The organism is Planctomonas sp. JC2975, assembly GCF_012985205.1.
Classification (GTDB): Bacteria; Actinomycetota; Actinomycetes; order Actinomycetales; family Microbacteriaceae; genus Humibacter.
The window spans coordinates 553,305-567,545 of record NZ_JABEKS010000002.1 but is presented as its reverse complement, the minus strand read 5'-3'; the positions used below and the strand labels follow the sequence as shown (position 1 = coordinate 567,545).

Sequence of the window (14,241 nt, the reverse complement as noted above, 5' to 3'; positions counted from 1 at the left end):
GGGTACGGGCAGGGGCACGGGCAGGCGACAGTGGACTACTCCCGAACGGTCGCTCCGAACCGGGACCCGGCGAGCGCTGCCCCTGCGAGCTTCGCATCGCTGGCCTCTGCTGCGGTCAGCGTGCGGTCGTCCGCGCGGAAACGCAGCGCGAACGTCAGGCTCTTGCTGCCGACAGGGAGGCCGCGTCCGCGGTAGTCGTCAACGATGTGGGCCGCCTCCAGCAGGTCGCCTGCACCCTCGACCACTGCCGCGAGCACATCGGCGGCCGGCACGGCCGCGTCCACGACGAGCGACAGGTCCTGGGTCGCGGCGGGGAACGTCGAGATGGGGCTGATCTGCTTGTCAGCGCCTGCGACGCCGATGAGGCGATCGAGGTCGACCTCGAGCACGCCGACGACACGCGGGAGGTCGGCGTCCTCCGCCACCTGAGGCAGCAGTTCGCCCGCGTAGCCGATCGGGCTGCCGTCGAGCAGCACCTCGGCGGTACGCCCCGGGTGGAGCGCCTTGTGCGACCCCTGGCGCACGGTGACCTCGGTTCCGAGTGCCGCGGCAAGGGTGCGGACCGCGCCCAGCGCGTCCGCGATGCCCGATGCGATGGCGGCCTGGCCGGGCTGCTTGGCCGTCGAGTCGCCGGTGAACAGCGCAGCGGCCAGCTGCGGCTGCGCCGGGATGCCCGCCTCCAGCTCGGCGAGCACGCCCGGCTCGGGGAGCGCAGCACCGACGGGGAGGTCGGAGGTTCCGCTCACCGCGCCGTCCGGACGGAAGACCAAGCCGATCTCGAACAGCGCGAGGTCGGTGAGCCCGCGCGAGAGATTGCGCTTCGCGGTGTCGATCAGGCCGGGCAGCAGCGAGGTGCGCAGGAACGGCACGGAGGCGTCCAGTGCGTTCGTCAGGCGTACCGCCGGAACCTCGCCGTCGACGGGCGAGCCGAACAGATCGTTCTGCGTCGAGGACACGAACGGATAGGCCAACACCTCGGTGAGCCCACTGGCCGCGAGTGCCGTGGCGGCTTGACGACGCAGCTGCTGGGCGCGGGTCAGTCCGCGTCCGGGCGGAGCGACGGGAAGCACCGACGGGATGCGGTCGTATCCGACGATGCGGGCGACCTCCTCTGCCAGGTCGGCCTTGTCGCCGAGATCAGGTCGCCAGGTCGGCGGCGTGACCAGGAGTCCGTCATCCGTCTGCTCGATGGTTCCACCGATCTCGGCGAGCGTGGTGCGCACTTCGTCGTCGGTGAACTCGACGCCGACGAGCTTCGTCACGTATCCGTGCGGCAGCTGGATCGGGTCGGCGCCCGTCGCGGTGTGCAGGGTGGATCCGAGCCCGTCGGCGCGTCCTCCGCCGAGCTGCTCCAGCAGCTGTACGACGCGTGCAGCGGCGGCGCGGGCGACATCCGGATCGACGCTGCGCTCGAAGCGACGGGACGCCTCGCTGGGCAGCTTGTGCCTGCGGGCCGTGCGGGCGATGGACACCGGGTCGAAATTCGCCGCCTCGATGAGCACGTCCGTCGTCGTGTCACCGACCTCGGTCGTCGCACCGCCCATCACGCCGGCGAGTCCGATCGGACCGGATCCGTCGGTGATGAGCAGGTCTTCCACGTCGAGCGTGCGCACCTGTCCGTCGAGGGTTTCGAGCTTCTCGCCCTGTTGCGCCCTGCGAACGGTGATGCCACCGGTCAGCTTGTCCAGGTCGTAGGCGTGGATCGGCTGCCCCAACTCGACCATCACGTAGTTGGTCACGTCGACGATGAGGGAGATGGATCGGATGCCGGCCAGCACGAGCCGAGCGATCATCCAGGCGGGCGTCGGCGCGGCCGGGTCGACGCCCAGCACGGCGCGCGTGACGAAGACACTCGCTCCGACGCGGCCACGGATCGGACCCTCGTCGGCGATGACGACCTCGAAGCCTTCGCCGTCCACCGGATCCACGGATGCCGCAGGGTCGCGGAAGGCTGCACCGGTCGAGTGGGCGTACTCGCGGGCGATGCCGCGGATGGAGAGCGCGTAGCCGCGATCCGGGGTCACGTTCACCTCTACCGACGCGTCGTCCAGGCCGAGCAGCGCGATCGCGTCCGTGCCGACGGGCGCGTCGATCCCGAGCTCCTTCAGCCGCAGGATGCCGTTGTGCTCGTCGCCGAGACCGAGCTCACGCGCCGAGGCGATCATCCCGTCGGAGACGTGTCCGTACGTCTTGCGGGCCGCGATCGGGAACGGACCGGGAAGGACGGAGCCGGGCAACGTCACGACGACCTTGTCGCCGGGGAAGAAGTTGCCGGCACCGCACACGATGCCGTGTACCGCATCCCCGCCGTCTGCGGCATTCTCCCCATCGGGGGCGACGCGCACCTGGCACCAGCGGATGGTCTTGCCGTTGGTCTGCGGTTCCTCGACGAAGTCGAGGACTTCACCGACCACAACGGGACCGGAGATCTCGAAGCGGTGGATGGCCTCCTCTTCGAGCCCCACCTTGACGAGCGCGGCGTGCACGTCCTCAGGCGTCGAGCCGGGGGCGACGTCGACGTATTCGGCGAGCCAACTCAGCGGGATTCGCATGCCCTTAAACCACCATTCCGAACTGCTGGGAGAAGCGGATGTCGCCCTCGAGGAAGTCGCGCATGTCGTTCAGGCTGTACCGGAACTGCAGCGTGCGCTCGATGCCCATGCCGAAGGCGAATCCCGTGTAGACGTCGGGGTCGATGCCGGCCGAGCGCAGCACGTTGCGGTTCACCATGCCGCAGCCGCCCCACTCGATCCAGCGCGGGCCGCCCTTGGCTCCCGGATGCCAGACGTCCATCTCGGCGCTCGGCTCGGTGAACGGGAAGTAGTTGGGACGCAGGCGGATCTTCGCCTCGTCGCCGAACATGGCGCGAGCGAAGTGCTCGAGCGTTCCGCGGAGGTGCGCCATGGTCAGGCCCTTGTCGACGGCGATGCCCTCGACCTGGCTGAACACGGGAAGGTGCGTGGCATCGAGCTCATCGGTGCGGTACACGCGTCCCGGCGCGACGACGTACACCGGAAGCTCGCGCTCCAAGAGGGCACGCACCTGCACGGGAGACGTGTGAGTGCGCAGCACGAGATGCGCCTCTGGGGGTTCGACGAAGAACGTGTCCTGCAGAGCGCGCGCCGGGTGATCGGCGTCGAAGTTCAGCGCGTCGAAGTTGAACCACTCGCTCTCGAGCTCCGGGCCCTCCGCGACCTCCCAGCCCATGCCGACGAAGATGTCGGCGATGCGCTCCTGCAGCAGGGAGAGCGGATGCCGCGCCCCGACTCGGCCGGGCAGCGCAACCTCGGTGACGTCGACGGCTTCTTCGGCGAGCCGCTTCGCGTTCTCCGCCTCGGCGAGCACGGCTTCCCGAGCCGCGAACGCACGGTTCACCTCTCCCCTTGCCTGCCCGACCAGCTTGCCGAGCGCGGCCTTCTGGTCTGCTGCGACATCGCGCAGCGAGGCGTTCAGACGCGCGAGCTGCGAGTGCTCGCCGGAATGCTCCGTACGGGCCGTCTTGAGTTCCGCGATGTCGGCGGCGGAATCCACGGCGGCCAGGGCCGCGTCGACCGCCGATCGCACCGCGGATTCGGTGATCTCGATGGGTTCTGGCACGAACATCAAGTTTACGGGAGGCAGAGCCGCAGAAAACTCGCCCGTCGTGCGCCCGAAGCATCGGCCGCCTTCGAGTCCGTGGATTTTCCTTCGGCGACCGCTCACTCGGGTCGCCGGCGTTTCCGCACCCGCACGCCGGCTCGTCGCGACGCGCGGAACGCGATCCATGCGAGCGGTCGACGGCTGCGGTTCTCATACACCCGATGCGGCACGGGCCCCCCTGCTGCTGCGCGATATCCCGCGGCCGCCAGCACGCTGGGGAGGAGCGCGGCCGCGGCGTTCGAATACCCGAGATCGGACGGATGCAGACGATCCAACTGCGAGAACATCGAGCCCGGATCACGTCGGAACAACGGTCCGAGTGCGTCCGCGAGCGAGACGGTACGAGCACCGGCGCGCAGTGCGACGATCGTCTGGCCAGTGGCAAGGAACCTGCTGGCCCAGTGCGCAACGAACCGCATCGGCTCGACGAACCTGCGAACCGTGCCGAGATCGGGGCAGGAAGCGAGGACGACGCGAGCACCCGTGCTGCGCAGTTCCGTGATCGTGGCCCGAAGCGGGCTCAGGGAATCCGGGAGCGGCACGAGATGGAAAGCATCGTTCGTCCCCACGATGATGACGGCGACGTCGGGTGAGCTGACCAGACGTAACCTGACCAGCTGTGCAGGAAGGTCGCTCGACACCGCGCCGACCTCCGCCACGTTAGTGAGTTGCACCGAGCGTTCGGACGCCGCCGCGAGCCCGTTTGCCAGTATCACTCCGACCGTGTGGGACTCGTCCTCGGCCCCATACCCCACGGCCAACGAGTCACCCATCACCGCCAACTGAAGTGGTGGGCTCTGGTGTGCGTCGCCGAAGAGACCGTTCCGCGCAGAGGGGATCGAAGGACGCATGGTCGCGAGCTGTCCTCTGGTCCACAGCGCCTCGGCAGCGGTGATCGCCGCGATGCCCACCGTCACGGCGAGAACAGAGCCGGCACCGACGGCGGCGCGACGAACGACGGATACCCACCGACTCGCCCGGCCGCCAGGACCGGGTGTGTATGAGCGGCCGTTCATCGTGTGCGATCTGGATGCCGACGGATGTGCCACACGCTACGCTCGCTACCTCGAGTCGGCCGCGGAACCGATGTGACGACGGACGTCAGTCGCGTCCGTCGGCCTCGAGTTCGCATCGTGGGCGACAGAATCCAGTGCGTGCGGACGGGCACAGGTCACGTCCTCAGCGGAGGTTCGGCGCGGTCTCAGGGCTCGACACCGATGAGAATCGATGCCACCACTTCGTCGACGGCAGCCTCGGATGGCAACGCACTGAGCTCCCCGGCGAACAGCAGGTGGCCCGAGCCCATCAGCGCGAGTGCGAGCGTGCGCGGATCGGCGGACGGCACCAGTCGGTCGCGACTTTGCTCGTCCGCAAGGTAGCCAGTGAGCACGTTCGTCGCCTCACCGAGATACGACAGCGGGTGTTCGCCGTGTGCCCGCAGCCGGGCCCGCACACCATCCCTTGCGATGACAATGCGGATCGTCGCCAAGCCGAAGGGGTCGAAGACGCGCACCAGGGCGCCGCGCAGGTTCGTCACCACGCTCGCCGCGCCTGCCCTGGCCCGCAGCCCGTCGGCGAGGTCGCCGAGTCCAACGACCTTCTGCTCCACCCACTCCGCAAGGAAGGTGTCGAAGTCAGGAAAATGTCGGTGCAGCACGCCCTTCGCAACACCGAGCTCCTCGGTGACCGCTCGGCTCGTGAGACCGTTCGGGCCGTCGCGGAGGACCACCCGGTCCGCCGCCTCGAACAGTCGGGCACGGGCGTCCTGCAGTGCGACTCCGGTGGGCGCCACGTGAGATCTCCTCGTTCGCCGAGCGCGATCGCGATGGATGAGTGACCATGCGCCCACCTATAGTGGGCGCATGGTCACTCTACCCGAGCGTTCGGTGGCATCCGAATCCCACAGGGCACGACAGATGGCCGAGTCGTTCGGAGCGAACGCAGAAGCGTACGACCGCGCGCGCCCGCGATACCCGGACGCGCTGGTCGACCGGATCATCGCCGAGACCAGGCACGACACACCGCGCATGGACGTGCTCGACGTCGGCATCGGCACCGGGATCTCCGCCATTCCATTCCACGAGCGCGGTGCCGACGTGCTGGGCGTAGACGTCGACGATCGGATGGCGACGTTGGCCCGCTCGCGCGGCTTCACCGTCGAGGTGGCGAAGTTCGAGAAGTGGAATGCCGCCGGTCGCAGGTTCGACCTCGTGATCGCGGGCCAGACCTGGCACTGGATCGATCCCGTCGCCGGTGCCCGAAAAGCCGCGGAGGTCTTGCGGCCCGGCGGGCGCCTCGCGTTGTTCTGGAACGTGATGCGATTCCCCGAGCCGATCGGCGCCGCGTTCGGTGAGGTCTTCGCCCGAGTCCTGCCGGGCAATCCGATCGCGGCAGGCATGACCGCCGGCGCGGGGGCGTACGGGTCGCAGCTCGACAAGGCGGCCGACGGCATCCGCGGAGCAGGTGGTTTCACCGATATCGAGCAGTGGCGCTTCGACTGGAAGCGTGTCTATTCGCGCGACGAATGGATCGACGCCCTTCCCACCTCCGGCGGACTCAACCGACTCGCCGCCGAGCAACTGCGACCGTTGCTGGAGGGCATGAGCACGGTCATCGACGACGCAGGCGGCTCGTTCACCATGGATTACGCGGCCGTCCTCGCGACAACCACCCGACGTCACTGACTCGTGACAAAGTCCATCGGAGCGCGCTGCCGTTCGCCTCGCCGTGGGACTCAGCTGCGCTGCGCGAACGCCGACTCGTAGAGGCAGACCGACGCCGCGGTCGCAAGATTCATCGACTCGGCATGGCCGTAGATCGGCACGGTGATCACTCGGTCCACCAGCTCGACGGCCTCCTCGGACAGGCCGTGCGCCTCGTTGCCGAAAACCCACGCAGTCGGCTCGGCGAGTTCACCGCTCATCCGCGCCACCAAAAGGTCGTCACCGGCCATGTCCGCGGCGATGACACGCAGGCCCGCCGCCTTCGACCTGGTCAAGACCTCATCGATCGACGCACCGACGGCCACCGGCAGATGGAACAACGAACCCGTCGTCGACCGCACCACCTTCGTGTTGTACAGATCGACGGTGTGCCCGGAGAAGACCACGGCGTCCGCCCCCGCGGAGTCCGCGGCACGGATGATCGTGCCCGCGTTCCCCGGATCACGCACCTCCTCCAGCACCGCGATGAGCCTGGGACGCGCCCCGAAGACATCGTCGAGCGACGACGTGAACATGCGACAGACCGCGACGAAGCCCTGCGGTGTGACGGTGTCCGCCATGGCATCCAGCACCTGCTCCGTGACGAACTCCACATTCACGTCGGCCCGCTTCGCCAACGACGCGACATCGTCGTGCTTGTGGAAGGCGTGCGTCGTCGCGAACAACTCGACCACGAGCTCGGGACGCCACGTGAGGGCCTCACGGGCAGCCTGAGGGCCCTCGAGCAAGAAGAGACCCGTATCCGCGCGCGCTGGCTTCTTCGCAAGCTTGGCGACGGCGCGCACCCTGGGCGAGCGGGGGTTGTCCAGCACGCGCTTAGCCTACTGTGCCGCCGTGTTCACTGTGCCTGTCTTGTGCGCCGCGCCGCCGGTCCCGTGCGCGTCCCCGGCCGGCGCACCGCGATCACACGGCCGGGCCGCGGCGCGCACGCCTGGCGGAACATGCGAAACGGCCCGGCTCCCCAGGAGGGAACCGGGCCGTTGTGCGGTGATGCTTAAGCGGCGTCGGCGCGCGGAGCGGACGTGTCCGCCGGCAGCGCCTTCTTCGCGGTCTCGACCAGCGACGCGAACGTGGCGGGCTCGTTCACGGCGAGCTCGGCCAGGATGCGACGGTCCACCTCGATGCCGGCCAGGTTCAGGCCCTGGATGAAGCGGTTGTAGGTGAGGCCGTTCTGGCGGCTCGCGGCGTTGATGCGCTGGATCCACAGGCGACGGAAGTCGCCCTTCCGGGCACGACGGTCACGGTAGCTGTAGACCAGCGAGTGGGTGACCTGCTCCTTGGCCTTGCGGTAGAGGCGCGACCGCTGTCCGCGGTATCCCTCAGCGCGCTCGAGGACGACCCGACGCTTCTTGTGGGCGTTGACGGCCCTCTTCACTCTTGCCATTGCTCAATATCCTTCGCGTCGTTTCGGCTTACTTGCCGAGAAGCTTCTTGGCGACCTTGGCGTCGACCGTCGGGAGCACCTGGTCCTGGTTGAGCCGACGCGTGCGACGGCTCGTCTTCAGCTCCAGGTGGTGGCGCATGCCGGCCTGCTGCTTCATCACCTTGCCGCTGCCGGTGAGCTTGAACCGCTTCTTGGCCCCGGAGTGGGTCTTCTGCTTGGGCATTATTTCTCCTCATCGGTGGCGGAGGGGGTTTCCGCCTCGGTGGCCACACCCGCGCGCTGCTGCTGGGAGCGCGCGCGGTTCGCGGCACGTTGTGCGTTGGCCTCGGCCTTGGCCTCCGACTTGTTCTTCAGAGGGCCGATGACCATGACCATGTTGCGACCGTCGATGGTCGGGTTCGATTCCACTGAACCGAATTCCGCCACATCTTCGGCGAACCGCTGCAACAGGCGCACACCCTGCTCGGGGCGGGACTGCTCGCGTCCGCGGAACAGGATCATGGCTTTGACCTTGTCCCCGGCCTTGAGGAATCCCTCTGCGCGCTTGCGCTTGGTCTCGTAGTCGTGTTTGTCGATCTTGAGGCGGAACCGCACCTCTTTGAGCACGGTGTTCGCCTGGTTGCGCCTGGCCTCTTTGGCCTTCTGCGCAGCCTCGTACTTGTACTTGCCGTAGTCCATGATCTTGGCGACTGGCGGCTTCGAATTCGGAGCCACCTCCACGAGGTCCATGTCCGCCTCTTGTGCGAGACGGATGGCGACCTCGATCTTGACGACGCCGATCTGTTCTCCGCCTGGGCCGACGAGGCGAACCTCGGGGACGCGGATACGGTCATTGGTACGGGGATCGCTGATGCGTGGCTCCTCTGATCGAGCATTTCTCTTGGGCGGGCATCCTTCGGCGATGCCGCAGGATGGTCGGCAGAGAGTTCTCACACACATGCGATCCGTGCTCACGCACGGCCGTGCATCCCGCACCCTCTACGTCAACCTCGGCGACTTTCGTCTCCTCGGCGGAGTGCGTAACGACCCGGTAACCTGATGAAGCGGTCAAGCGCGGGTGGGAGAATCTCCACTTTCCCTTCGAGGCATAGTGCTCCGAAGGCCCGACATAGTCTAGCAGACGCTGCGGGCGCGGCCGAATCGTCCCAACCACTCCCCTTCACCCGACTTTTCTTCACGCACGCGGAGGCCCCATGTCCGATCAGCACGTACACCGGTTCGAGGACCAGAACTCACCCGACTTCGTGGAGATCACCGCAGCGGACATCGACCTCGAGGCGGAGGCCGCAGCGATCGCCGGCGCCACGCGCGACATTGCGGATGTGCCGGCGGTCGAGGTCATCACGACCACTGCCGTCCATCTGATGAGTGCTGCGGCGGTGAAGTGCGGCCTCGCGGACGACCCGGAGACGCAGACCGATCTCGACGAAGCCCGCAAGCTGATCGACGCTCTCGCCGGCTTGGTGACCGCGAGTGCGCAGCACATCGGAGACCAGCACGCGCGCAGTCTCCGCGACGGTCTGCGGAGCCTCCAGCTGACGTTCCGCGAGACGTCGTCGATTCCGGACGCCCCCGGGTCCGGGCCGGGCGAGAAGTACACCGGCTCGGTGATCTGAGCCGGACCGTGGCCCGCTCAGGCAGACAGCAGCCGTAGCGACAGGGAGTCGACCCGTTCGGCGATGACCGCGGATGCGCCCCACGCCTCCGACAGCCTGGCGACGAGCGCTCGCAGGGCGTCGGCATCCAGGCCGGAACGCAGCACGACGCCCACCTGGGCCTCGGGACCAGCCAGCCGCGCTGACGGATCCCCGCTGGACACCCGCAGGCCGACCACGTCGCTCTCGCCCAGCGTTGCGGCGCCGAATGCGTCGACTACTTCGGGATCGGACCACGGGGCGATCCACTCCGCACCCGTCGCCAGTGCCCTCACCATCGGCCGCCGCAGCACGAACTCGGTCGGGCTGGTCGGGTCGATCACCACCAGCTCCGTCTCTTCGCTCGCCGCGGCGAGCGCGATGCGCGGCCCGACGGCCGGCACGGGCCTGGCCTTCTGGTTCCAGGCCGACATGGTGGTGACGGACGTGAACGCCGGCAGCACCGCTCGCCCGTCCGGCGCCTGGACCGTCGCGATCGACAACTCCTGCGTCTTGTCGACGAGGTGTCCCTCCGGCGTCTCGCCCAGTTCGCCCGCATGGGCGAGGAGCGGAACCAGGAGGCGCGCGGCGCGAACCGCCTCGACCACCTGCGCTGCATCCGCTCGCCCGTCGGCGAAGTCCGTCAGAGCCTTCAGCAGTGCCGGATCCGCCGACCCGTCGTCGTCCGTCGCCGTGTTCTGCTCGAAGTGGCGGCCCTCCCACGGGAGCCCGGCGGAGTCGGCGCGATCGGTCGAGCCGAAGAGATGCCGATCACGGTGCTCCCCACCACCGACGGCTCCGGTGCTCGGGTCAGCGTCCGGCAACGTCCAGCGCCTCCGCGAGCGTGAACGCGCCGGCGTACAGCGCCTTGCCGACGATCGCGCCCTCGATTCCGCTCGGCACGAGCTCCCTCAGCGCCGCGATGTCGTCGAGGTTCGAGATGCCCCCGGATGCGACCACCGGCCGGTCCGTGCGTTCCGTGACCTGCTTGAGGAGCTCGAGGTTCGGGCCGCGCAGGGTGCCGTCCTTCGTGACGTCCGTCACCACATAGCGCGCGCATCCGGCGTCTTCCAGACGCGCCAGCACATCCCAGAGGTCGCCGCCGTCGCGCGTCCATCCTCGAGCCGCAAGGGTGGTGCCGCGCACGTCGAGCCCGACGGCGATCGCCTCGCCGTAGCGGGAGATGGCATCCGCCGCCCACTCGGGGTTCTCCAGGGCTGCGGTGCCGAGGTTGACGCGCTTCGCGCCGAGTTCCAGCGCGCGCTCCAGCGACTCGTCGTCACGGATGCCGCCCGACAGCTCGATCTGCACGTCGCGTCGCGCGTGCAGCACTGCCTTGAGCACGTCGCGGTTGTCGCCGCGTCCGAATGCCGCGTCGAGGTCGACGAGGTGGATCCACTCGGCGCCCTGATCCGCCCACTCCGCCGCGGCATCGACGGGATCGCCGTAGCTCGTCTCGCTGCCGGCCTCCCCCTGCGTCAGACGCACCGCCTTGCCGTCGGCGATGTCGACAGCGGGAAGGAGCTCGAGCTTGGGCGTGTCGGTGAAGGGAGCCATCGGTGCTGGGTTCTTTCGGTGAGGAGGGGATGACGGATGCCGGACCGCGGCGTCTCGCGTTCTACGCCGCGTGCACGGGAAGACTCTGCACCCAGTTGCGCAGCAGCCGCATGCCGGCCTGACCGGACTTCTCCGGGTGGAATTGCGTTGCCGTGAGCGGACCGTTCTCGACAGCGGCCAGGAACGGACCTCCGTAGTCGGCCCAGGTCAGCTTCGCCGCGGCGAACGGGCCGGAGGCCTCCAGTTCCCACTGCTGCGCGCCGAAGGAGTGGACGAAGTAGAAGCGCTCGTCCCGCACACCGTCGAAGAGAACGGAGTCGGCGGGGGCGTTCACGGTGTTCCACCCCATGTGCGGCAGGACGGGAGCTTTCAGCCGCTCGATCGTGCCCGGCCATTCGCCGAGGCCCTCGGCGTCGTGTCCGTGCTCGACTCCGTGCGCGAACAGCACCTGCATGCCGACGCAGATCCCGAGAACGGGTCGACCGCCGGCGAGACGGCGATCGATGATCTCTCCCCCGCGCACGGAACGCAGCTGGTCGATCACGGCCTTGAACGCGCCGACGCCGGGCACGACGAGCCCGTCGGCGTCCATCGCGGCCCGACGGTCGGACGTCACGGTCACATCGGCGCCGACGGCTTCCAGCGCCTTTGCGGCCGAGTGGATGTTCCCGGATCCGTAGTCCAGGACGACGATCGAGGGCACGCGCTCCGCCGACCCGTTCTCGGCCGCCCCTGTCACAGGGCGCCCTTCGTCGACGGGATGCCCTCAACGAGCGGATCGAGTGCCTTCGCCTGCCGGAACGCTCGCGCGAACGCCTTGAACTCCGTCTCGGCGATGTGGTGCGGATCCCGGCCGCTCAGCACCCGGACGTGCACCGTGAGCGCGGCGTTGAACGCGATGGCCTCGAAGACGTGGCGCACCATGGATCCGGTGAAGTGGCCGCCGATGAGGTGGTGCTCGAATCCGACCGGCTCGCCGGTGTGCACCAGATAGGGGCGCCCCGAGATGTCGACGACGGCCTGCACGAGTGCTTCGTCGAGTGGCACCGTGGAGTCCCCATAACGGGAGATGCCGGACTTGTCGCCGAGCGCATCCCGGATCGCCTGACCGAGCACAATGCCCACGTCTTCCACGGTGTGGTGCACGTCGATCTCGATGTCGCCCTTGGCGCGAACGGTCAGATCGGTGAGCGAGTGCTTGGCGAATGCCGTGAGCAGATGGTCGTAGAACGGCACCGTCGTGTGGATGCTGCTGCGGCCGGTGCCATCGAGATCGAGCGACAGCTCGATGCTCGACTCGCTGGTCTCGCGGCGGATGCTCGCGGTGCGGCTGCTCATGCCCTCAAGCCTATCGGCGATTGAGGTGCGCTCAGCGGGGGCCGCAGGCTCACGCTGAGCGTGCCGATTGAGTCGATGAGGGGCGCAGCCGCGATATCGGCGATTGAGGTGCGCTCAGCGGGGGCCGCAGGCTCACGCTGAGCGTGCCGATTGAGTCGATGAGGGGCGCAGCCCTGACATCGAAGCCGCTGTCGACGCAGGGCCGAGGTCGATCATCGCCTCGAGGAACGCCGTGGTCTCCGCCTCCGTGCCGGCACTCACGCGCAGGTGGTTCGTGATGCCCACATCGCGCACCAGGATGCCGCGGTCGCGCAGCGCGAGGAACATCGCGTGCGGATCGGACACACCGCCGAAGAGCACGAAGTTGCTGCCGCTGTCGTGCACGAGGTATCCGAGGCCTCGCAGGCCATCTGCGATCCGGTCCCGCTGGCGCACGATGTCGTGAACAGTGGCGAGCATCTCGTCGGAGTGCCGAAGCGCCGCAATGGCTGCCGCCTGCGTCAGCACGGAGAGGTGGTACGGGAGTCTGACCAGGCGCAGGGCATCAGTCACAGCGGGATCCGCTGCAAGATAGCCCACCCGGACGCCGGCGAACGCGAAGGCCTTGCTCATGGTGCGCGACACGATGAGCCGCTCACGACCCGGGAGAAGCGTCAAGGCGCTCGAAGAATCCTCCGGCATGAACTCCTGGTACGCCTCGTCGACCACGACGATGCCGTCGCTCGCCTCGTACACGGCCTCGACGACATCGAGACCGAGCGGAGTCCCCGTCGGGTTGTTCGGGGCGCAGATGATGACGACATCCGGCCTCGCTTCACGCACCCACTTCGCCGCGTGGTCAGGCGAGATGGCGTAGTCCGCCTCGCGATCGGCGGCGATCCACGACGTGCCCGTTCCGGATGCCAGCAGCGGATACATCGAATACGTCGGCGCGAAGCCGAGCGCCGAACGGCCCGGCCCTCCGAACGCCTGAAGGATCTGCTGCAGCACCTCGTTGGAACCGTTCGCCGCCCAGATGTTGGAGGCGTCGAGTCCGTGGCCGAGATAGCCGGCGAGCGAGGCCCGGAGTTCGCCGAACTCCCGATCCGGATACCGGTTCGCGCCCTTCAAGGCCTCGCCGACCGACTCGAGGATGTCAGCGACGACCTCGTCAGGAATCGGATGTGTGTTCTCGTTCACGTTCAGCGCCACGGGTACGGCTGCCACAGGCGCGCCGTACGGGGACTTACCGCGAAGATCGTCGCGGATCGGGAGGTCGGAGAACGAGATCACGCCTCCATGTTAAAGGGGTTGAACGGCCCCCGAATTGCCGTCGAAGCGTCAGCGACCGTCGTACTCGTGCGGGACCGCGAGTTGCTGGCCTGCCTGAAGAACGCTGGACTGAAGACCGTTCAGATCGACGAGCGCGGCAACGACGTCTCTCGGGTCGTACTGCGGCGCGATCCGCTCGGCGATGGACCACAGCGAGTCGCCGGAACGGACCGTCACGTGATGGAAGGCTGCCGACGAGGTTCCGACCGCGCCGGCGACCGCGCCGCTGTTGGCAGCGAGCGCGCCAGCGCCGATGAGCAGCGGCAGCACGATCAGGGCGGCGATGACGACCCGTCCACGACGCGTCAGCCGCGTGCGAATGCGCACGGGAGGCTGCTGCTGTGTCAGTACGAAGGTCGTCATGTCCGTCTCCTGCCAGAATCGAACTCGCGTTCCGAATATATCTTCGATTCTTTCGAATTTCAACGATACGTTCGCATTTCGCGACGCCGACTTCTCAACACGCTCGAACAAAACCGCCGATTTCGGCCATTTCGTAGATAGAGTTTCGATCGTCACGACGACAGAGCACCACGTACCACCGACATTCGCTGCGAATCGATCGCCGTCAGTACGACGGAAACGTTCGAAAATCGTGTCGGAGCATTTGCCGCACAGCCGCATCCGACGACGGAGAACGGCGAACGAGAGGACA

At 67.9% G+C, this 14,241-nt stretch carries 16 protein-coding genes; 2 read left to right on the top strand and 14 right to left on the bottom strand.

The window, feature by feature from the left end:
• Nucleotides 1-35: 35 nt before the first annotated feature.
• The 4 genes from pheT to HII28_RS16020 form a co-directional block, all read right to left on the bottom strand.
• The gene (pheT, locus tag HII28_RS16035; protein WP_170026816.1) at nt 36-2,552 is read right to left on the bottom strand and encodes a phenylalanine--tRNA ligase subunit beta; all 2,517 of its coding nucleotides are present in this window, start codon (nt 2,550-2,552) and stop codon (nt 36-38) included.
• A 4-nt stretch (nt 2,553-2,556) separates the two neighbouring features.
• Entirely contained in the window at nt 2,557-3,597 is a 1,041-nt protein-coding gene (gene pheS, locus HII28_RS16030) for a phenylalanine--tRNA ligase subunit alpha (RefSeq protein ID WP_170026815.1), read from the bottom strand.
• Between the two features lie 101 nt (nt 3,598-3,698).
• Complete coding sequence (locus HII28_RS16025; RefSeq protein ID WP_170026814.1) at nt 3,699-4,556, bottom strand: SGNH/GDSL hydrolase family protein; 858 nt, start codon at nt 4,554-4,556, stop codon at nt 3,699-3,701.
• Nucleotides 4,557-4,840: 284 nt separating this feature from the next.
• Nucleotides 4,841-5,431, bottom strand: a complete 591-nt coding sequence (locus HII28_RS16020; protein WP_170026813.1) for a TetR/AcrR family transcriptional regulator — start codon at nt 5,429-5,431, stop codon at nt 4,841-4,843.
• A gap of 70 nt (nt 5,432-5,501) precedes the next feature.
• On the opposite strand from HII28_RS16020, the gene HII28_RS16015 reads away from it, so the two are divergent.
• Nucleotides 5,502-6,323, top strand: a complete 822-nt coding sequence (locus HII28_RS16015; RefSeq protein WP_170026812.1) for a class I SAM-dependent methyltransferase — start codon at nt 5,502-5,504, stop codon at nt 6,321-6,323.
• Between the two features lie 50 nt (nt 6,324-6,373).
• Here the strand turns inward: HII28_RS16015 and HII28_RS16010 are convergent, their stop codons facing one another.
• The 4 genes from HII28_RS16010 to infC all read right to left on the bottom strand — a co-directional run bounded on the left by HII28_RS16010 (nt 6,374) and on the right by infC (nt 8,598).
• Entirely contained in the window at nt 6,374-7,174 is an 801-nt protein-coding gene (locus HII28_RS16010) for an RNA methyltransferase (RefSeq protein WP_170026811.1), read from the bottom strand.
• Between the two features lie 182 nt (nt 7,175-7,356).
• Entirely contained in the window at nt 7,357-7,746 is a 390-nt protein-coding gene (gene rplT / locus HII28_RS16005) for a 50S ribosomal protein L20 (protein ID WP_170026810.1), read from the bottom strand.
• 28 nt (nt 7,747-7,774) lie between these two features.
• Nucleotides 7,775-7,969 carry a 50S ribosomal protein L35 gene (rpmI, locus tag HII28_RS16000; protein WP_170026809.1) on the bottom strand — a complete coding sequence of 65 codons (195 nt, stop codon included), beginning with the start codon at nt 7,967-7,969 and terminating at the stop codon, nt 7,775-7,777.
• Nucleotides 7,969-8,598 (bottom strand): translation initiation factor IF-3, encoded by a 630-nt coding sequence (infC, locus tag HII28_RS15995; RefSeq protein WP_170026892.1) that lies wholly within the window; start codon nt 8,596-8,598, stop codon nt 7,969-7,971. The genes rpmI and infC overlap by 1 nt, the downstream gene beginning before the upstream one ends.
• A gap of 341 nt (nt 8,599-8,939) precedes the next feature.
• On the opposite strand from infC, the gene HII28_RS15990 reads away from it, so the two are divergent.
• Nucleotides 8,940-9,362 carry a DUF1844 domain-containing protein gene (locus tag HII28_RS15990; protein WP_170026808.1) on the top strand — a complete coding sequence of 141 codons (423 nt, stop codon included), beginning with the start codon at nt 8,940-8,942 and terminating at the stop codon, nt 9,360-9,362.
• Nucleotides 9,363-9,379: 17 nt separating this feature from the next.
• Here the strand turns inward: HII28_RS15990 and HII28_RS15985 are convergent, their stop codons facing one another.
• From HII28_RS15985 to HII28_RS15960, 6 genes are all read right to left on the bottom strand, one after another.
• Complete coding sequence (locus HII28_RS15985; protein ID WP_170026807.1) at nt 9,380-10,204, bottom strand: SseB family protein; 825 nt, start codon at nt 10,202-10,204, stop codon at nt 9,380-9,382.
• The gene (priA, locus tag HII28_RS15980; RefSeq protein ID WP_170026806.1) at nt 10,191-10,937 is read right to left on the bottom strand and encodes a bifunctional 1-(5-phosphoribosyl)-5-((5-phosphoribosylamino)methylideneamino)imidazole-4-carboxamide isomerase/phosphoribosylanthranilate isomerase PriA; all 747 of its coding nucleotides are present in this window, start codon (nt 10,935-10,937) and stop codon (nt 10,191-10,193) included. The genes HII28_RS15985 and priA overlap by 14 nt, the downstream gene beginning before the upstream one ends.
• Before the next feature lie 61 nt (nt 10,938-10,998).
• Nucleotides 10,999-11,676, bottom strand: coding sequence for an imidazole glycerol phosphate synthase subunit HisH (hisH, locus tag HII28_RS15975; protein ID WP_170026805.1), 678 nt, complete (start codon nt 11,674-11,676; stop codon nt 10,999-11,001).
• Entirely contained in the window at nt 11,673-12,275 is a 603-nt protein-coding gene (gene hisB / locus HII28_RS15970; RefSeq protein WP_170026804.1) for an imidazoleglycerol-phosphate dehydratase HisB, read from the bottom strand. Before hisB ends, hisH begins: the two co-directional genes overlap by 4 nt.
• A gap of 132 nt (nt 12,276-12,407) precedes the next feature.
• Complete coding sequence (locus HII28_RS15965) at nt 12,408-13,547, bottom strand: histidinol-phosphate transaminase (RefSeq protein ID WP_170026803.1); 1,140 nt, start codon at nt 13,545-13,547, stop codon at nt 12,408-12,410.
• Between the two features lie 48 nt (nt 13,548-13,595).
• Nucleotides 13,596-13,949 carry a LysM peptidoglycan-binding domain-containing protein gene (locus tag HII28_RS15960; protein WP_170026802.1) on the bottom strand — a complete coding sequence of 118 codons (354 nt, stop codon included), beginning with the start codon at nt 13,947-13,949 and terminating at the stop codon, nt 13,596-13,598.
• Between the last annotated feature and the right edge of the window lie 292 nt (nt 13,950-14,241).